Raw genomic sequence first — 19,438 nt, forward strand, 5'->3', positions numbered from 1 at the left:
TAAAGGATGGTGCCTAGAGTGCTTGAGATTACCAATGAGAACCTTATCGCTGTAATTAATCAGGAGTGCGGTGCGGAACTCGCCAGTCTGAGAGTTACTACCGCAGGCAAGCAGGTTGAGCTATTATATCGGGCTTGTGATTACCGGCCTATCACCGGATGGCAGGGCAGAGCACCACTCCTGTGGCCAGCGGTAGGACGCAATTTTACCCCAAGACAGCTTGAAGAGATTCGGGCTACGGGTGATGATCCAAAGCTCGGCTCATATACCCACGACGGCAATGAGTACTTCATGCCAAGGCATGGTTTTGTAGGCCAGCTGACGTGGCGGGTCCAGAAGGTCACTCCATCTAGTCTCTGCCTGGTTGCTGAAGATGATGTCAATACCCGTGCCTATTACCCCTTCAAGTTTACTATTGCCTGCACATACGGTATTACTTCAAAGGCCCTAAAACTAAGGATTGATGTGAGTTCCCAAGGCGATATTTTGCCCTTTTCCATTGGTAATCACCTGACCCTGGCATTGCCATGCCCCTATGACGAGGTGGTTATGGCCACTCCTGGAAGTTGTCAGTTATTACTTGCGCCTCCAGGCTTTCTCACAGGAGAAAGGAAATCGGTTGACTATTCTAAGGGTCTTCCCTTTGCACAGATGAATCTGGATGACGGGGTCATCGGAGGATATAACCAAGACAACTGCTATGTCTATTTAGACCTTGGCGGGCAGTTGAGCCTTCGGGTGACCCAACGGGCATGGTCTACTTGCCCTAATTTGATCAACGATGACCACATGCTGTTTGTCTTTTATGCCAGCAGAGAAAACGGGTTCATTTGCCCTGAGCCTTGGTTTGGCAGACCTAATTCATTCAACACGAAACAGGGTCTTATCATGCTTCCCTCAGGAGAGGACTTCTCCTGGGAAATGGGCATAGAACTGTCCTAGGGCCTCACATTGTGTAAAAGTATCGCCACGGTGCCATGACTGATGAGGATGAAGGTGCCCAGACCGATGAGGACAAGGGGGGTTATCCAATCGCCGTATTTGGCAAACAGAGCGGCACCGACCCTGTTTTGCACTAGTCTATAGCTAATCAAACACCAGAGGGCGACTAACACAGAAAATGTGATGGTTATGAGAACTATAGTTGCTCCATTGCTTCCGGTGAAAAGAGGGATATACACAGCAACGTTATCACTACCATTTCCTATTGCAATGGCGGCCACCTGATAGGTGGCACTATGGGAAAGTGCCGACGCTAATCTACCTTTCTTGGAGTTGATAACGTTGTCTAAACCGCTCGAGGGTTCATCCTGCGATGAAGGTCGAAACAGCCGCCCAAGCATCTTAATACCTTCATAGAGTGGGACCAGGCCTAGCAATCCGATCCACGGCGTCGGGACAACAAGGATCCCGAAGGAAGCAAGTATACTTAAGCAGGTTAAGACAGCAAACCCGAGATACTGCCCCAATACTACGTTAACAGTTTTAAACGTCGACCCATTGGTCTGTGAGAACAGGGCCGTTAGAACGAGCATTTCATCTATATTGGTAGCAACAAAAGCCACTATTGCAGTGATCAAGTCTTGAGTCATGAGTCTAGACGTCGGGAGCCCTTGATTCTTTCCCCAGGCCGAGAGTCGCGACACCGCCTTTCGTATAAGGGAGCAAGTGCTCCTTTCGGGATTACTTGCTCCATTGTACGATAGACCGGAGAGGAACTCAAGGAAAGCAAAGAAGAAACAGATATCCTTGTCCCCATCGAAAGACGGTTTTTATTAGGCGGGATTTCAGCGGATATGCAAGAGTCTTTGGTGGGCAGTCCTGGAGGGAAGGCTGCTAAGGAAGGTAAATATCGGTAACTACAGACTGGGAGGCCTCATGAGCTCTCCAAGGGTGCCATATCCGGTTGGATATACGTCAAACAGGGAACCGCTAGGGGATGAACGATACCACGAGCATGTTCGTCAGGCACGAATCATTATCTAAGACGTATCTCCTTTAAGCTGGAACTGCCCATGTTGTAGCTTGTTATCCACATATGAGTCGCAGCGAGATGAATGCTACGAATAGGGAGCCACCCATACGATTGCTGGTACCCGGTAACATTTAGCCCAGTTTTGTGATATAATACTTATGTACAAATAAATACTGTCCATAGTGATCAGAGTAGATGTTGCGCGTTAAGTGTTAGAGGATGGGACGTTGCCTCTAAACGAAGGGTTATCCCCGCGGTGTAGCATTGCGTCCACTGACACGTCCTTCGGACCGCCTCTTGTTCCTATGGAAAGTATATCCGTGAGGTGGTTTTTTCATGTCAAATTACTCGAAGTACCGAACTACCCATTTAGTAATTGGCTCCTTACTTTCCGCTCTCAGCATTGTTGCGACCCGGTTTTTGTCCTTTCAGGTTTTCATCGGCGGAATAGGTGCCGTTCGTCTCGGATTCGGTCCCTTGCCAATTATTTTTGCCGGCTTACTACTAGGTCCCCTGTGGGGAGGGGCTGTTGGGTTTATTGCCGACACCTTAGGGTTTTTCGTTAACCCCATGGGAGGAGGTTTTCTGCCGCCTATTACCCTCATTGCTATTCTCCGCGGAGTCATCCCAGGGTTGCTTGTCAAAGTCTGCTCCCGACGGGGTAAACGTGATGCATTAGGAACTGTCCTGGCCATCGCATTAACCCAAGTGATCACAGGGCTTGTCCTTACACCATTAGTGCTATGGCGCTTTTTGGGTGTACCGCTCATCGCCAATGTACCTATCCGGCTAGCCGCACAGGTGATTCTCATACCGGTGTATAGTATTGTGTCTTTGTCGGTGATGAAGTCTATGTCTTTGTTGAACAACTCTACCATGCAGGAAAGATAGACCTGGTTGATTATCTCTGGAATTTGTTGCAAACCCTAGTCGCCTATTCCTAAGGCAGCTAGGGTTTGCTGTTCTATGGTGTACTCTTGAATCTATCCCAGACTGCCCTTAGGGATTAGATAATTGCTGCATACATCGTAGGGGATAGGGGATTCTAAGCGTGGGTAATTTCGCAAAACGATATAGGTCTTGACATATCTGGGCAAGATAGTACACTGTAGATAGGAAAATTCCTATTTAGGAAAAGTACTATCTTCTTGGCTTTCGTCATACGAATAAATGATGACTGTTAAGAGGGGGAGATATTTTGAAGTATATGAGTATTGTGTTGATCTCTGCATCCGTCATCTTCTTGTTGGCATTTAGCTGTACGGCGAGCCAATTGAAAATTGGGGCCAGTATTTTCCCCGTTTACGACTATCTCAGCAATGTAGCTGATGAGGCCTCGATACAGTTAATCCTACCGCCGGGCACAGATCCCCATCACTACGAACTAGGACCGAAGGACATTATTAAACTCAAGGAACTGGATTTGGTTTTCTATGTTGGTCTTGGTGTGGAATACTGGCTTGAAAACCCCTTGAAGCTCTTGGACGCGGAGCGAGTCATTTGCCTGAGTGAGGGGTTAGTAACGAGCGAAAAAGGCGCTCTCAGTACTGCGGTTGATTATCATATTTGGCTAGATCCAGTGATTGCTGGTCAAATGGTGGAGAAGATTAGGGATGTTCTAATTACAGTCGACCCGGGGAACAAAGAAGAGTATATAAAGACTACGGCGCGTTATGTGGCGGAGTTAGAGAAGCTGCATCAAGAGTATCAGAAGGCTTTAGGTCCTTGGCTAGGTCAGACGATGATCGTATCCCATGCAGCCTTTGGTTATCTAGCAGAACGCTATGGTTTGACCCAATTAGCTGTAACTGGTGTATCCGCGGAGGATCAGCCCTCAGCTCGGAAACTAGCTGATCTAGTTAAACAGGCTCGTAAGATGCACTGCAAGGCTATTTTTTATGAACCATGGGGTGAGCAGAAGACCATGGGGCTGTTGGCTGGAGAGTTGGGTGTTACTCCTTTGGAACTACATCCTCTGGGTACGATTATGCCCCAGGAATTGGGCCAGAGAACGTACCTATCAATTATGCGAGATAATCTACAAAGTCTGGTTAAGGGCTTTTCTGGGGGTAAGTAGAATGGGTGAGGCTTTGTCCATGAGGGGCATTACCCATTATTATAACGGTATTTGCTCCCTAGAAGATATTAGCCTAAAGATCGACAAGGGTGAATATGTGGGGCTAGTGGGGCCTAACGGGTCAGGGAAAACAACCTTGATCAAGATCGCCTTAGGACTGATTAAGCCAGTTGCCGGCAAGGTGGAGGTTTGGTCCGATGCTCCTGAAAAGACGCGAAGGAAATATGTAGGATACCTACCCCAGGATGCTGTCAACTTCAATCCCCTGTTTCCGGCAACGGTGGAAGAGGTGATCCGTAGCGGGTTGGTGGGAATGGATCAATCCGTAGGAGAAGATGTTCTGTCGGTGATGGAGGGGCTTCACTTGATGGATCTAAGGAAAAGACCCATTGGACACCTCTCAGGCGGACAAAAACAACGGGTGCTCATTGCCCGGACACTGGTTCGTAAACCCCAGTTTTTACTCCTAGACGAGCCCACTGCCGCGGTGGATTTCCGTGTGCAAGAGGAACTAATGGAGATGCTTTGCCGATTGAACGAGGAAAGAGGCATGACCATTCTAATGAGTGGCCATGACCTAAACCAGCTTCTTAAATACACGAAGCGTCTGATCTGTGTTAATGTACGGTTGATCTATGACGGTAGTACCCAGGGACTCTCCCCGGAGGAGCTCATAGCTACCCTGTTCACAGGTTCATGTAAACCCTAGGAAAAGGACGGAAAACAGTGAGTTTGTTCATGGAGATGTTTAGTTATTCATTTATGCAAAGGGCACTGATCGCTGGACTCTTTGTCGGTATTAGTTGTCCGGTGATTGGTGTGTTTCTCATCTTGCGCCGGATGCCCTTTTTGGGCAATACCATCGGTCATGTAGCCTTTACCGGTGTTGCCTTTGGACTACTCATTGGTGCTAACCCATTGGGAATGGCGCTGGTGGCAGCTTGCCTTACCGGTATCGGTATTGAGCGACTGGGTAAAATGTATGCGACCTTTGCGGAACTTAGCACTGCATTGGTCTTGGCCCTTGCCCTCTCCCTAGGCATTGTTTTTATCGGATTGGGTAAAGGATTCGGTGTTAATGTTATGGGTTACCTATTCGGGAGCATTCTCACCGTCTCTTCGGTTGAACTGTGGTTCATCGCAGGGTTGGCCTTGATTAGTCTCGCCTTTGTCCTCCTATTCTACCTGCCCTTGTTCGCCATAGCTTTCCATGAGGAGTCCGCTAGGGTCTTAGGGATTCGGGTGGATTTGCTTAATCTCTCCTTGAATGTTATTGTGGCCTTGGTTACTGCTGCGGCATTGCGCATAGTGGGAGTATTCCTAGTTTCTGCCCTCTTGATCTTACCTGCTGCGGCTGCAATCAAAGTAGCTACGAGCTTTCGCCAAGCACTCATCCTAAGTGCCCTCTTTGGTCTTGTTTCTGTGTTTGGTGGCTTGGTATTCTCCTATGTATTTAACTTGGCAGCCGGGGGGGCCATTGGTATTGTAGCGGGGCTGGTGCTGATCGTCGCCCTTGTGTTCTCCGCAAACCGGAAGGTAGGGAATAGCTGATGGTGGATGTGCTAGATAGTGTTTTCTCCAAGTTGAAGAGCATGGGGTATCGGATTACAAACCAGCGAAAGTATATCCTAGAAGTGTTGGCAAAGACCAAGGGTAAACTGACTGCCCAAGAGGTGCATGAGAGGGTTAGTGCCTATTTACCCCAGGTCAGCTTGGATACCGTGTACCGCAATCTTACCCTTTTAGGGGAACTGGGGATAGTTGATCAAATGTACCTGGGGGATAAGGTAGCACGCTTTGTTCTTCAGTCCAGTAAGGAGCATCACCATCACTTGGTCTGTGTGCGGTGCGGACGTTTTTGCTGTGTAGATATTTGCCCGATGGAAGATTTGATCGCCAAAGTGGCCAAGGAGCAGGGCTTTGAGGTCACAGGTCATTCCTTTGAGGTCTATGGTGTATGTGCAGATTGTAGATGAAGTGGGAGCAATGCTCCCACCTTTTTAACGTTTTATGGGCTGGTTAAGTTTTGTAGATAACTGAGCACACAGGGCCCACCGGGTTGTCTCAAAGATATCCCAAGCCTGGATGGGAGCAGGAGCCTGGCCTTTAAGGTAGGCTGCGAACCTGGTAAACATCGAGGTATCATCATCAAAGTGGGCTGTTGGCGGACTGTCGGTGACCAGTTCAAAGAAACCCTCATCAAGTCTTGCTTCAACGCTACCTTTGGTTCCGACGATGCGAAGTCGATCATCCCCATGGGTCCTGGCGGAAAGGGGACGGAAAAAGTCATAGGAGATAACTGCGCTGCCGCCTTGTACAAACTCAAACTGCAATGTGCCTGAGCTATCCAGATTAGGATAGTCCGGTAGGAGGTTCTGGGAGTGGGCTTGGACCTGGGAGAACTCCTTCCCGGTAACATACCTAGTCCAATCAATGGCATGGATGGCCACCCACAGGATAGTACCACCGTACAGGAGTGGGTCGTTGTACCAGGAAGGGCGACGACCGAACCTATAGGTTTTTTGGCCATAGGCGAGGGCTACTTCACCGATTGCCCCCTGGTGTATGAGTACCTTTGCCTGCTGTACCAAAGGATGGGTCCTGGTATCTAGCATACATCCGAAGGGGAGCTCATACTCGGTAACAAGACGCTCCAAAAGCTCTAGTTCCTCGAGACTGGTTGCAACGGGTTTTTCGCAATAGATCCCGATACCCCTCTTGGCTGCCTGAAGACAAATGCTCCCATGGAGACCGTAAATGGCATCAACAATGAGCAGATCCAGCTCCTGCTCCAAAAGCTCCTCGATGGAAACACAAGTCCTTGTATGGTTTTGGAAAGCTGGGTGTTTATGCGCTCTGGCGGTCTCTTCGAGAGGGTGAGTTTTGGCAAAGCCAACTAAGCGAAGCTCTGGATCCTTGGCAATTACATCTAAGGCCGAACTATAGTGACCCGAACAACCCGCAAGACCGATTCTAATCATGGGTATATCTCCTTGCTAGTTACTATGATCTGGTATGAAAGGCATAATTTTCTGTGCTAGGTTAATTACGGGCATCGTCTGCAGCCAGACTCGTCCGGGGCCCCGCAGGACTGCAAAGAAGTACTCACCGCCAAAAAACCAGTTGGAAAGCCCCTTGACCATCTCCACATCAAAACTAACCGAAGGTTCAAAAATGGCCACATGGCCAGTATCCACCTTGATTACTTCTCCTGGTTCTAGGTTCCTCTCTATGACCTCTCCATCAATCTCAAGGAATGCTAGTCCTGGTCCGGTTAGGGTTTGCAGGATGAAACCTTCTCCCCCAAAGAGCCCACCGGCCAATTTTTTCCGAAAGTGCATATCAAGTTTAACCGTGTCTTCGCTGCACAAAAAGGCGCCCTTTTGACAGACTACCTGTTGTCCGGGCTGCAAATGTAAAGGAACGATGTTTCCTGGAAAACCAGCGGAGAAAGCAATTTGCCCTTCATATCCTGCACAGGTATAGCGGGTAAGGAACATGGACTCACCGGAGAAGGCTCGTTTTAGTCCGCCGAATAGGCCACCAGACATATTCGTCTCCATGCGGAAATTGTCCGTCATCCAAGTCATGCCCCCGGCTTGGGTAACCACGGTTTCACCGGAGGTCAGTTTCAGGGTGACCGCCTGCATCACTTTTCCACTGATTTCGTACTCCATATGCATCTTCCCTTCTAAAAGTTAAGACATGAGAATAGGCAGAACTTGTTGCATTGCCCTTACTTGAACAGGACCTGATAATTCTACGGGATTGCCATCTATCTGGGCCGTCATGGGTCTTTGTACCAAGAGGGTCACCTGCGCCGCTTTTTTTTGCACTAATCCCTTTGGGATTGAACCAGCTCGGGCCTCTAGTAGTAGCGTGGCCACATCCAGTTTTGACATGCAAGGAATCACATTGATCTCCAGGAGTCCATCGGTTAGATCCGCCGTAGGATTCACAGGCATTGTAGCATAAAAGGGTAGATTACCCACAGCAAACAGCCAAATGCTATCCAAATCTTCTCTGCTCCCATCGATCTCCACACAAAGATCAAATGGAGTAAAACTCGACCAGCAATCCACGATAGAATGTAAGTAGCCTAACTTTCGTAGTTTTCTTAGTCTTGGGGATTGGTAGACTTGTTTGGCCACGTAGGCATCTAGTCCCACACCAAAATAATTCAGGGCATAATGGACGTTATTCTGATGAACGATTTGCATGACATCCAGTGCCTTGGTTTTGCCGGAGAGCAAATTGCGATATGCTTGCTTAGCATTCAAAGAGGGGTCAATGGTACGGGCTAGGTCATTACCGGTACCGGCTGGGACAATGGCCATCGGTATCTTACAGTGACGTTCCATGATCACCTGGAGTGTTTCATTTATGGTGCCGTCTCCACCGATGATGGCTAATCGATCAATATTTTGGTCTAGCAGTCTGGATACCACCCGGGGTACTTGGCCGGGACTACTTGTTTTATAGGCGCAATAGTTGAGTTGATCGTGTTTGACGAGGGGCCGAATGGCTTCCCATACTTTTTGGCCTTGTCCGCCGCCGGATGAAGGGTTAATCAAAAAACCAATTTTCATAGGATCTGGGCGACGGAACCTGTCGCCACACCGCCTTTCGCAGACTCTTCTCAAAGTAAGGCCCCCAACTCTCCGTGAAAGCTGAGAGCCCCATCTACTATATATATTCGACTACAAGTAGAAAATCCTTCTAATATCCATTTTGATGGGCTATAATGATACTGCAGCCTACATGTTACGTGATGTCAGGGAGGTTATCCTATGAGGCGGCTTTATCCTTTTACATTCATACCGGTATACAAGGAACGGATTTGGGGCGGAACGGGGCTTTCTAAGTACCGGGCTACGCTCCCTGGGGGAAACATCGGGGAAAGTTGGGAGATCTCTGCCCATGCCCATGGCGCAAGTGTAGTTGCCAGTGGTCCCCTGAAGGGTGAGCCTTTAGATAAGTTAGCAGCAACATACCCAAAGGAACTCCTAGGTCAAATGGGGGGCTCCTTTCCCTTATTGCTTAAACTTATTTCTGCCCGAGACACCTTATCTGTGCAGGTGCACCCTGGAGATCATTATGCGCAAAGCCATGAAAACGGCAGCTTGGGGAAGCATGAATTATGGTACATCCTTGAGGCCGAGGATGATGCTTGGATCATCTATGGGTTGAAATCAGGGGTGTCGAAGGGTGACTTTCAACAAGCGATTGAACAGGGTGAAGTAACTAAGACACTGCAAAAAGTAACAGTTCAAGCGGGAGACGTCTTCGATATCCCACCGGGGCTTGTACATGCCCTTGGCCCAGGGGTAACCCTTGCAGAAATTCAGCAAAGCTCCGATATTACCTACCGAGTATATGATTGGGATCGGGTAGGTGCCGATGGCAAGCCTAGAGAGCTGCACATCGAAAAGGCCCTGGACGTGATCGACTTTGCTTTAAAACCCCAGCAAGCCTCCTCCGGCCTGTCTATGGAAAAACCAGGGGGAAGGGTGAATATCCGGGCGGCAAATCAATATTTCGCAGTGGAACAAATAGCCTGCCATGGGCAGATGAATTTAGTGGAGTCAACCCCCCGTTTCTCGATCTATTTTGTCCTAAGGGGAATGGCTAATCTAACCTGGAAGGAAGGGGAGACCCAGTTGAAGGTTGGTGATACCGTCTTGGTTCCGGCCGCTGTAGAGGAGTATGTCTTACAAGGGGATGGGGACCTATTGCGGTTTTACGTGCCGGATTTGATTCGGGATATCCTATTACCTTTGAAGGATGCGGGATGGAACAAGACGGAAATAGCCGCATCCATCGCGGGTATTTCCGCCTACCTGTGAAGGCTATTCTCTCTCTGAGATATTCACGTACCTATTGCCGATGGGGCCTGAGTAAACGGCCCGGGGTCGGAAAATCCGATTATTCTCCAAGTACTCAAGGCAGCGAGCCACCCAGCCAACAACACGGCTGACAGCGAAAATAGGAGTGAACATGGCAGGATCAAAACCAAGCCCCTTATAGATTAGACCGGAATAGAAGTCAACGTTAGGGAAGATCCTCTTTTCATTGCCGAGTTCCTTAACTACAGTCTCCTCCAGCTTCAGCGCGGTTTCATATAGAACTGTGATGTCGGGATTGTCCTTGGTCACCAACTCTGCCAATGGTTTAAGCACTCGAGCCCGGGGATCATAGGTTTTGTAGACCCGATGGCCGAATCCCATGATCTTCCTTTTTTCCGCCCGGGCCTTGGCGAACCACTCCTCTACGTTTTCAGGCCCTCCGATTTCCTCGAGCATATAAATGACTTCTTCGTTGGCCCCTCCGTGTAACGGTCCGCTTAAGGCACCCATGCCTGCACCTACACAGTGGAACATATCCGACTGCGTAGAAGCTACCAACATCGCTGCAAAGGTCGAAGCGTTCATACCGTGGTCCATGTGTAGGATGAGACTAATATCCATTAATCGTTCTGCCTGCTTACTTGGTCGCTGACCTGTTGTCATATAAAGGAAGTTGGCTGCGTAGCCCAGATCAGGATCTGGTTCGATCGGCAGTCTACCTTGACGGATCCGGGCGATCGCTGCGGTAATGGTTCCAAGACCGGCCACGATCTGGTAGGAGATATTGAGGATATCCTCTCGATTACTTCTCGTCTTGTATTCTAGTTGCTCTCCGTTTGCACTGATTTCTGCTACCGTATCTGCGTCTGTATCCACAGGAGTTGGTGGTCTATCGGGAGGGGCCCCCTTGGTAATAATGGTGCGCATTGCGTCCAGTCCCATACGCAAAGCTACCATTGGTGTGTATTGCTCCAAGGGCAAGCTAGATATCGTACGTGTGGTTTTAGGCAGTTCTCGATAGGCTACCAGCTTCTTACTGAACTCTGCGAGTTCTTGCTCGTTTGGCAAATGACCGTGAATGACCAAATATGCAGTTTCTTCAAAGGTTGAGTAAGCCGCAAGATCAAATACGTCATAGCCTCGGTACACTAAACGGCCTTCAGCACCGTTGACGTAACCGATTTTTGTTTCACAGGCAATGGCTCCTTCAAGGCCACGATCGATGGTGCAGGTAACAGGCCACTCTACTGGTTTTAGCAAAGCTGCTTCTTTGCTTCTATCTGGTTGTTTGATATCACCCATCGAATCTTTAAGGAGTCTTGCAGTTTTTTTAATAATCGCCATGCGTTGTTATCTGCCTCCGTTCAACAAAACTATTGTTATTCCAAGAACTAAATGCTAGATCTTAATCTACATATATTCGACAAATCCTGGGAGATTCCTGCGCCCGGTAACCGCCCACCTCGGTCTAGGCCCCCAAACGAACCGTAACCGCGGGTATCGTTCCAAGCCCATTCATGCAATCCGCACTTGGGATAATGAGGAATATGGCCCCGGTGGCAAGGTGGCGTATCTACCAACCAACCCCTAGTCTTAGAAAAGCCCCTTGAAACCTGTGGAGATCACGATGGTCACCGTTCATTGCTCTTTGGAACGTTGCTCGAAGTCTAAGGCCAAAGCCGAGCTTTTGTCAAAGATCGGCTTCGACGAGTCTTTTAATAATGATTTCCTGCAAAGGACGCTTTGGTACGTAGTGGATTTGATGACTATCCCGCCAATACTTAATATCTCCTTGGGTGGTGGTTAGGGTAACTTGCTCTATGGGTTTGCCCAGTGCAATGACTAACAACACTTCGTACTGATCCGGGATCTGCAGGATATCCTTTAGGGTTTTTCTATCCACTGAACCAATGATACAGCCCCCATAACCAAGTTCCACCGCCTGGAGCAAAATGCTCTGAGCTGCGATACCGTGATCACAGCCAAAGGAAGTGGATATTTCCCTGTCACCTAAGATAACAATATATGCTGTGGGGCGTTCACCTTCAGCAGGTCCCGGCCAATCCTTCAAATATCCCGCCCATGCTAACGTTGAAAACACCTGTGGGTTCAGGTCCCTTTGATTGCAGAGGACATACTTAAGTGGTTGTTTGTTCGCCGCCGAGGGGGACAAGCGGGCCGCTTCGATCATCTGCTCCAATTCCCCATAGCAGATATCTTGAGTTTCATCAAAACGACGGTAACTACGATTACGTCGGACTAGATCGCCAAACATCCCCATACCTCCTTCAGATTCCTATGTTATCCTAAGGATAGCACACGCTTAGGGGAGCTGCCAAGGTAAAGGTGATCTTGGCCTATTCGACGGAAGATGAAGGAGTACGTTTCATCTTGGCGAAACTAACTAATGCAAGACCTAAGCTAAAGGGGGATTTCTGTGTCACGTTATAGAGTTGGTGTAGTAGGACTGGTGCATGGACATATTTGGGGATTGATTAAACAGTGGAATGAGGATCCCCGGGCAGAACTAGTAGCTGTGGCGGAGCCTGAACCCAAGTTACTGGAACAGGCTAGCTCATACGGAATCCCAAAGTATTACTCTTCATGGCGAGAGATGCTAGAAAAGGAGAAGCTGGATATTCTCCAACTGGGCAACGAAAACAGTGCGGGGGCTGAAGTGGTAGAAGCCGCTGCGGCTTTAGGGATTCATTGCATTCTAGAGAAACCAATGGCGGCAACATATGACCAAGCCAAGAGTATGCATGACGCGTGTGCTAAAGCATCGGTTCAGTTGATGGTCAACTGGTGGACGAATTGGGTGCCAGCGATCTATTGGTCTATGGAGATGGCTAAAGCACAGAAGATTGGACAGATCACACAGATCGCCTTTCGATTAGGTCATGCCGGACCGAAGGAGATTGGTTGCTCCCCGTATTTCTACAATTGGCTCTATGACCCGAAGAAAAATGGTGCGGGAGCTTACATGGATTTCTGCTGCTACGGTGCCGCGGTATGTGCATGGGTTTTGGGAGAAGCCACGGAATGTCTCGGTGTGGCCGCGCGTTTGGCCAAGGATTACCTACACACAGATGATAATGGAATTCTGATCTTGAAGTATCCTACGGCCCTAGGACTCTGTGAGGGAACATGGACCCAGATTGGCCCCGAACCGAAGGGAAACCCCGTCTTTTACGGAACCGAAGGGACCCTGAAGGTTGTTGATGGCAAGATTCATTGGTATAAACCAAGAACCAGTACACCGGAGATTATTGAACCCGATCCCCTGCCAACAGGTATGACTAATGCGGTTGATTACTTCCTCACTTGTCTAGAACAAGGTAAGCCTATCGATGGCATGTGCAGTGCCAAGGTGGGTCTCATGGCTCAGGCAATGCTGCAAAAGGGTCTTGACTCCATGGATAGCTAATTATTCACGGGGCATTCCTTGCGTTTATAGCGAGGAGATGCCCCTTTCCCAAAGAACCAACTTTCCCTGTAAACCAGTATTATTCCGCATTGTAGGCCTCTTTATAGTCTCCGATGAATGGGTGATGGAGCCGAGCACGGTGAACATAGTCACGGAGATATCCAGGCAGATGCTCTTGCTGTTTTTCTTTTCCGCTGAGGCTCATGCTTGGGGACTTTAGGTTTTTAATCCTGGGAATTGCGTGCTTTCAGGGGCCATCCCATTTGATCCAGAGATGGCTGATTTGGAAACCGACGGTGATCCGGGATTGTTCAGCGTATTTGGCCTCGATGAGACTCAAGTCAAAGGACTAAGTGATTTCCTTCTATCGAAAACACTAGTAGATGATGTAGAGGGGGCAACTATTTTTGAGGACGTGCTCGGAGTGGTTCATCCATTGGGGCTTTAAATGGCGCCATATTTGCTGAGGCTGTGGAACAAGACCGAGTTGATGAATTCTTAGATTGCTTGACCTGTCTGTGGCTCGGGGGAAAGCATCTATTCCCCTTCAATTGGCGGGGACTTTGGGAGACAATTTGCCTGTGTAAAATGCCCATCCGCATGCCTTCGTTGTTTTCCACAAAACGGATCAAAACCCTTCTTTCTCAGGTGATTCCTAGGACAAGAACAACCAGTGGTTATGAAAAGATTGAAGTTGCTTTCACCAGGACAGATCTGAACGATGCCATCCTGCGTGTGTTTGATCGCAGTTGTGCAGCTTCAGTTCTGGACGCAGTTACCGCTTCCCTTTCTCTGCCGGTGATCTTATCTGCTGTAAAGATTGGATGCCATCACTTTGTAAACGGGGGGTTGCTCAGTAATACCCCCATCATGGCTGCGATACAGCGGGGGACAACTAGGGTTATTATAGTATTATTACGTCCCTTTCTCCATTGGTGTACAGTATGGGGATGCTGGATCAGGCTTCCTACGATGATCTTGTTAGTGTGGCTGAACGGGTTATTACCCTAACTCTGGATCGGGTGATGTATGAGGATTTGGAGGAAGCTCAGCGGATTAACCAGATGCTTAAGATCATTAATGAAACGAAGGACGCAAGAACAAAGGAGCAATAAGACAGCTGTGTGGACCTAATCTTGCACATCGCCCCATTGACTTCATGGTTATTGCCCCCGAAACAGTCTTGCATCCACCGGGCACCCTTGGATTTAATGACAAGCCTGCTGTACTTCAAGCTACTCCAGATGGGTGAGGCTGATGCCCGAAAGGTTCTGGCGAACGTTAATACACGGTTTTATGGCTTAAGATAGTGTACAAGCTCTATTCATAAGATCAGACGAGGAGGATATTCTAGATCGCATCGAGAAATAGGACCAGCAAACAAATATCGAAAAGGGCAGACCGTGGCTTGCTGTTTTAAGAAGGAGGTACCCGGCTATGGGTAAGGGTGAGATCAAGATGCTTGATGTTCGTAAGGAATTCCGAACGGGTTCAGAGGTATTAACCATATTGAAGGAAGTCAATATAGAGATTAAGAGCGGAGAAGTGGTTGCCATCGTTGGTCCATCGGGAAGTGGTAAGAGTACTCTCCTAGGGATCATGGCCGGCCTTGATCAGCCAACCTCAGGAGAGGTCTGGCTCGGGGATACAAACATAACGAAGCTTAGCGAGAGTAAGATGGCCAAAATTAGGGGTGAGCTTCTAGGTTTTGTATTCCAGAATTATAATCTAATTCCCAGACTGAGTGCCTATGAGAATATCGAACTTGCCTTGATTCTGAATAATAAGCTAAGAAACAGGGATGTCCGCATTAAGGAACTATTACAAGCGGTGGGCTTGGAGGAACGCAAGCAGCATCTTCCCGGACAGATGTCAGGGGGAGAGCAACAACGGGCTGCTATAGCCCGTGCTTTGGCGTGTGATCCGCCCATCGTGTTGGCCGATGAACCCACTGGGAATCTTGACCGGAAGTCCAGCAAGCAGATCGCGGACTTGCTGTTTGATACATGCCGTGATGAAGGGCGGACTTTGGTACTGGTTACCCACGATTTGGAGTTAGCCCAAAGGGCTGACTATATACTGCGGATCGATGATGGGATTTTGGTGGAGGAGGTAGCTTGATGGCACTACTTCTCTACGCTTTGAGGAAGTTCCCCAAGGAGGTACTTTATCACAAACAAAGAGCCTTGGTGGTTATCCTCTGTGTTGCCGTTGGAGTCTCATCGGTGGCAGCTGTTCAGATTTTTGGCAGATCGATTATCAATTATTACAGTAGTAACATTCAAGCCATCACCGGTGGCGATGTTGTCGTTGTTACCAGGCATATTTCGGGGTATCAGTTGGAGTACTTGGAGGAATCGGACTCCTTTACATATACCATAACCACGGTAGCGAATCAGGTTGGTCTTAACCCCCAACAAAGGAAGACCGCGTTGTTGGAGATACAAGGAGTTGACCCCAAAACCTACCCCCTGTATGGTCAGGTAGTTCTTAAGCACCACGACCGGCTAGATGATGCCCTTAAGGAGGGACAGGCGGTAGTTTGTGTATCAGCAAAGGATGCTCTTCAGATCGATATTGGTGATGAGATTTGGCTTGGGAAAGATGCATACATTGTCGGTGATATCATATTAGAGCAGTCCACCCCTCGGGAGTCGGGCATGTTCGGTAGTGCTATGGTTCCCTTAAGGATTGATGAAGTAGTTAACCGGGATATTTCCACAAGGATCTTGGTTAGGGTGTCAACGCCAGAACAGCTAGACGAAGTCGCCAACTCCCTAAAAGAGGTCTTTCCCACTGCTTCTGTTAGAACTTATGTCGATACATTTGAAAGCTTCCAGGAGTCAGTGTCAAAGGTTAACGATTTTGTCCTGATCGCGGCGATGATCTCCCTGCTATTGGGCGGTCTTGGTGTGGCTAGTGCTGCCGACGTAATGATGCGCCAGCGAATGCAAGAGCTGGCGATCATGAAGTCCGTCGGTGGAAACACGAAACAGATTATCCTTTATTTTCTGGTTCAAGTACTCCTGCTCGGTCTTGTTGGTACTGGACTAGGTATTGCCCTAGGGACCGTTGCGGCACAGTTGCTTCCTGGTATTGTCAGTTTGCTCCCCATTAAGCCGGAGCTATCCGTCAGTTTACCCGTGGTCTTCGTATCGGCTGTCTTGGGCTTGTCTGTGACATTGGTGTTCTCCCTACTTCCTGTGATTCGAGGAGCATATTTGCGTCCAATGACCATCCTAAAGGACGATGATGGTAGTCCCGAGCCAAAGACGAAGCGTCTTAAGTACTTTGCAGGTATTGTGCTGCTGGCTATATTCTTTAGCCTAGTTGTCTCTTACTTAGTCTCCTCTTTACGGATGGGCATGGTGTTTGTATTCGTCATGCTTCTAGTGACAGGGGTTCTTTGGTTGTTGATCAAAGAAATATTGTCTCTCGTATCCGGCCTTCCGATCTTTTGGGGGCGGACGGGCCTGCTAATAAAAAGTAGCCTGCACAGTAAAGGCAGACGTCTAATCTCGTCGATTCTTGTTTTAGCACTTGGTCTAGGTGCTGTCTCAGTAGTACTATTTTTCCAACAGAACGTGATTGGTCTAATCGAGGAAAGCCTGCGGGATACGAAAGCATACAATATCGTTCTTGCCGGTGTACCCGGTGAGGATGTAGGTTCTTTAGTTGAGTTTCTTGATGGTAGTCCTGATATCGACAGCCACGTAGCAATGAGCGCGGCAAAGGGGCGCATTAGGACTATCGGTAATATCCCGATGGATCTATATGCCCAAGAGCATCAGGTGCCGCGTTCTCTAGTAGATCATCTTAGTCTTGTGGGGGTAAAACCGGGGGATGAATTGATGCCTCTTAATATTGTTGAAGGTAGGGATCTCACAGATAACGATACCAATGCCGTTGTGGTCAATCAGGATCTGGCACAGACTTTAGGACTTACACTAGGAGATGAGCTGGTCCTCGAATTGGGCTCTAGCACCCTGCGCTGCCAGGTTGTCGGGTTGGAACAAGAAGGTTCAGGAATAAGAGTAGGGATGGACTTCGGTCAGTCTGCTTATATCAACAAAGACACAATGGGACAGTTCAATGTTGGACTTGAGCACATGGTTATGGCTCGTAGCATTGGGTCAGCTCAAGATGCGGTCAATGAGATCAGATTGTCCTTCCCCAATATTTCCCTAGCCCTTGATATTGGGCAGCTACTCGATATGCTCCATCGGATATTTGGTACGGTTACATCCTTCGTGCAGTTTCTCGGTCTGTTTAGTATTGTCACTGGATTTGTGATCCTGGCTGGCACGGTGTTGCTTTACAAAATGGAACGGCGAAGGGAAATGGCGGTAATCCGATGCCTTGGAGGAGATACCATCACTTTACTAATTCAGTACGCCGTAGAGAATGGGATAACTGGCTTCCTTGCGGTTATTCTGGGAATCGGTACCGCCAATCTAGTAACGCTGTTGTTGACCAATAGAGTGCTTTCTTCACACTACCGCTTTGATGCACTGTTTTCCTTTGGTGTGGGAGTAGGGGTAATCCTATTGGCAGTCGCAATTGGGCTTCTCTCGATCATGGATGTGTTGAAAGAAAAACCTCTAACGATACTGAGGAATGAATAGATGAGCAGGTCCGAAGCCTGATCCCCTAGATGTGGTCAGAACTAGGGCTTGCCGGGCTACGGAGGCTTTATCAGTGTCTCTCATGGCTGGGTTAGGCTGCATTCGGGTCATTGGGTCACTCTGTGGTACAGCACTACCCGGAAAGGAGCATATAGGTTGGAAAGATACGATACGATGAACAATGCTTGTATCACTCAAAGGGTTCGATTGGGGGTTGACGTCTTCCTTAATGCGGCGCATCGGAAATACAAGGGTGCCCGGTTGGGATTGATTACCAATCAGTGTGGGCAGACTTCATCTTTGATACCCACCGTGGAGGCACTGTACCACCATAAAGAAGTAAACCTTGTTGCCTTATTTGGCCCCGAACACGGGGTGCGAGGCGATGCACAGGCGGGTATCAGGTTAGCTAATGGAGTGGACCCCGTAACTGGGTTGCCCGTATACAGTCTGTACGGTGATACGAGAAAGCCATCGGCCAAGGCCCTAGAGGGTATTGACGCGTTGGTATTTGATATTCCCGATGGCGGTGTGCGTTTTCTCACGTACTCATCTACCCTTTCGTATGTGATGGAAGCTGCGGCAGAGCATGGTATCAAAGTCATTGTATGTGACCGTCCCAATCCTATTCGAGGGGACCGTGTGGAAGGTAATGTGCTCGACCCGACCTTCCGCTCCTTCGTGGGTTGCCATCCCATTGCAATGCGCCATGGAATGACAATGGGGGAGCTAGCCTGGCTAATGAATGAGCACTTTGGTATTGGATGCCGACTGGAAGTTATTCGAATGGAGGGCTGGCGGCGTGAGCACTGGTATGACGAGACCGGTGCTTTCTGGGTGATGCTGGGGCCGAACATCCCAACACTAATGGCCGCCACAGTGTATCCGGGAACCTGTCTAGTCGAAGGGACCAACGTTTCTGAGGGCCGGGGGACTACCTGTCCTTTTGAGTTAATCGGTGCTCCTTGGATTGACGCAGGTAGATTGTGTGCGGCACTTCGCGAGCTTAGTCTACCGGGATTAGCCCTCCGCCAGGCTCATTTTACGCCTACCTTTTCGAAATATAAGGGCGAAGGGTGCCATGGGGTGCAGATATACGTGACTGACCGGGATGTCTTTCGGCCTATAGGGTTTGCGCTTCACCTGATCTCGACCATAAAACGGTTATTTCCACAGGACTTTCAGTGGCGCGGAAAGACAGAGCCCCTGCACTTTGACTTGCTCTGGGGAACTGATATAGTCAGACATAGACTGGATGATGGTGAGAGTGTAGACTCAATACTCAGTTCCTTTCAGCCCGGGATCGACCGGTTTCTTGCCGTGCGCGAGAATTATCTTCTTTATCCGGCTCTGGAGAATGATTAGTGGGCGCACGCGATCAGGAGTGGGTAATGCACGATGGTGGCAAGGTCTATTATAAGAGCGTGCGCCACCATTATCATTACACATAGAGTGAGGTCTAGCGGACCATGCAATCCTCACATTACG

General features: G+C 48.8%; 19 protein-coding genes and 1 riboswitch. Of the genes, 13 read left to right on the plus strand and 6 right to left on the minus strand.

All coding sequences use genetic code 11. The annotated features are described in order from the left end of the window. Positions 1-18: 18 nt before the first annotated feature. The gene (locus tag M0Q40_00125) at positions 19-942 is read left to right on the plus strand and encodes a hypothetical protein (protein MCK9221029.1); all 924 of its coding nucleotides are present in this window, start codon (positions 19-21) and stop codon (positions 940-942) included. Here M0Q40_00125 and M0Q40_00130 read toward each other — a convergent pair. Then, the gene (locus tag M0Q40_00130) at positions 939-1,592 is read right to left on the minus strand and encodes a cadmium resistance transporter (protein MCK9221030.1); all 654 of its coding nucleotides are present in this window, start codon (positions 1,590-1,592) and stop codon (positions 939-941) included. The genes M0Q40_00125 and M0Q40_00130 overlap by 4 nt on opposite strands. 568 nt (positions 1,593-2,160) lie before the next feature. Further along, a riboswitch (THF riboswitch) is annotated at positions 2,161-2,253 on the plus strand. Positions 2,254-2,311: 58 nt separating this feature from the next. Here M0Q40_00130 and M0Q40_00135 point away from each other — a divergent pair. From M0Q40_00135 to M0Q40_00155, 5 genes are all read left to right on the plus strand, one after another. Then, positions 2,312-2,866: a folate family ECF transporter S component gene (locus tag M0Q40_00135; protein MCK9221031.1), complete on the plus strand. Its 555-nt coding sequence runs from the start codon at positions 2,312-2,314 to the stop codon at positions 2,864-2,866. A 316-nt stretch (positions 2,867-3,182) separates the two neighbouring features. Then, on the plus strand, positions 3,183-4,052 hold the full coding sequence (locus M0Q40_00140; protein ID MCK9221032.1) for a zinc ABC transporter substrate-binding protein: 870 nt from the start codon (positions 3,183-3,185) through the stop codon (positions 4,050-4,052). A gap of 1 nt (position 4,053) precedes the next feature. Then, positions 4,054-4,761, plus strand: coding sequence for a metal ABC transporter ATP-binding protein (locus M0Q40_00145; GenBank protein ID MCK9221033.1), 708 nt, complete (start codon positions 4,054-4,056; stop codon positions 4,759-4,761). A gap of 17 nt (positions 4,762-4,778) precedes the next feature. After that, positions 4,779-5,603 carry a metal ABC transporter permease gene (locus tag M0Q40_00150; protein MCK9221034.1) on the plus strand — a complete coding sequence of 275 codons (825 nt, stop codon included), beginning with the start codon at positions 4,779-4,781 and terminating at the stop codon, positions 5,601-5,603. After that, positions 5,603-6,028: a transcriptional repressor gene (locus M0Q40_00155; protein ID MCK9221035.1), complete on the plus strand. Its 426-nt coding sequence runs from the start codon at positions 5,603-5,605 to the stop codon at positions 6,026-6,028. Before M0Q40_00150 ends, M0Q40_00155 begins: the two co-directional genes overlap by 1 nt. Before the next feature lie 24 nt (positions 6,029-6,052). Here M0Q40_00155 and M0Q40_00160 read toward each other — a convergent pair whose 3' ends face one another. Genes M0Q40_00160 through M0Q40_00170 form a run of 3 tightly spaced genes read right to left on the minus strand, consistent with a single transcriptional unit; the run spans position 6,053 to position 8,695 of the window. Further along, on the minus strand, positions 6,053-7,033 hold the full coding sequence (locus tag M0Q40_00160; protein ID MCK9221036.1) for a Gfo/Idh/MocA family oxidoreductase: 981 nt from the start codon (positions 7,031-7,033) through the stop codon (positions 6,053-6,055). Between the two features lie 15 nt (positions 7,034-7,048). Continuing rightward, positions 7,049-7,729 (minus strand): TIGR00266 family protein, encoded by a 681-nt coding sequence (locus M0Q40_00165; GenBank protein MCK9221037.1) that lies wholly within the window; start codon positions 7,727-7,729, stop codon positions 7,049-7,051. A gap of 21 nt (positions 7,730-7,750) precedes the next feature. After that, the gene (locus M0Q40_00170; GenBank protein MCK9221038.1) at positions 7,751-8,695 is read right to left on the minus strand and encodes a YegS/Rv2252/BmrU family lipid kinase; all 945 of its coding nucleotides are present in this window, start codon (positions 8,693-8,695) and stop codon (positions 7,751-7,753) included. Positions 8,696-8,842: 147 nt separating this feature from the next. On the opposite strand from M0Q40_00170, the gene M0Q40_00175 reads away from it, so the two are divergent. Continuing rightward, a complete protein-coding gene (locus M0Q40_00175) occupies positions 8,843-9,898 on the plus strand; it encodes a class I mannose-6-phosphate isomerase (protein MCK9221039.1) in 1,056 nt (351 codons plus the stop codon). Positions 9,899-9,901: 3 nt separating this feature from the next. On the opposite strand, the gene M0Q40_00180 is transcribed toward M0Q40_00175, so the two are convergent. Both M0Q40_00180 and M0Q40_00185 read right to left on the minus strand, forming a co-directional pair. Beyond that, entirely contained in the window at positions 9,902-11,242 is a 1,341-nt protein-coding gene (locus M0Q40_00180) for a citrate synthase/methylcitrate synthase (GenBank protein MCK9221040.1), read from the minus strand. Positions 11,243-11,588: 346 nt separating this feature from the next. Then, a complete protein-coding gene (locus M0Q40_00185; protein MCK9221041.1) occupies positions 11,589-12,173 on the minus strand; it encodes a nitroreductase family protein in 585 nt (194 codons plus the stop codon). Positions 12,174-12,335: 162 nt separating this feature from the next. Here M0Q40_00185 and M0Q40_00190 point away from each other — a divergent pair, with 162 nt between their 5' ends. The 6 genes from M0Q40_00190 to M0Q40_00215 all read left to right on the plus strand — a co-directional run bounded on the left by M0Q40_00190 (position 12,336) and on the right by M0Q40_00215 (position 19,315). Further along, positions 12,336-13,325 (plus strand): Gfo/Idh/MocA family oxidoreductase, encoded by a 990-nt coding sequence (locus M0Q40_00190; GenBank protein MCK9221042.1) that lies wholly within the window; start codon positions 12,336-12,338, stop codon positions 13,323-13,325. 283 nt (positions 13,326-13,608) lie between these two features. Beyond that, entirely contained in the window at positions 13,609-13,773 is a 165-nt protein-coding gene (locus tag M0Q40_00195) for a hypothetical protein (GenBank protein MCK9221043.1), read from the plus strand. A gap of 502 nt (positions 13,774-14,275) precedes the next feature. Then, the gene (locus M0Q40_00200) at positions 14,276-14,440 is read left to right on the plus strand and encodes a hypothetical protein (protein MCK9221044.1); all 165 of its coding nucleotides are present in this window, start codon (positions 14,276-14,278) and stop codon (positions 14,438-14,440) included. Positions 14,441-14,762: 322 nt separating this feature from the next. Then, positions 14,763-15,446: an ABC transporter ATP-binding protein gene (locus M0Q40_00205; GenBank protein MCK9221045.1), complete on the plus strand. Its 684-nt coding sequence runs from the start codon at positions 14,763-14,765 to the stop codon at positions 15,444-15,446. Continuing rightward, complete coding sequence (locus M0Q40_00210) at positions 15,446-17,950, plus strand: ABC transporter permease (protein MCK9221046.1); 2,505 nt, start codon at positions 15,446-15,448, stop codon at positions 17,948-17,950. The genes M0Q40_00205 and M0Q40_00210 overlap by 1 nt, the downstream gene beginning before the upstream one ends. A 156-nt stretch (positions 17,951-18,106) precedes the next feature. Beyond that, positions 18,107-19,315, plus strand: coding sequence for a DUF1343 domain-containing protein (locus M0Q40_00215; GenBank protein ID MCK9221047.1), 1,209 nt, complete (start codon positions 18,107-18,109; stop codon positions 19,313-19,315). Positions 19,316-19,438: the final 123 nt, after the last annotated feature.

This window comes from Limnochordia bacterium (assembly GCA_023230925.1).
In the GTDB taxonomy this organism is placed as follows: domain Bacteria; phylum Bacillota; class Limnochordia; order DUMW01; family DUMW01; genus JALNWK01.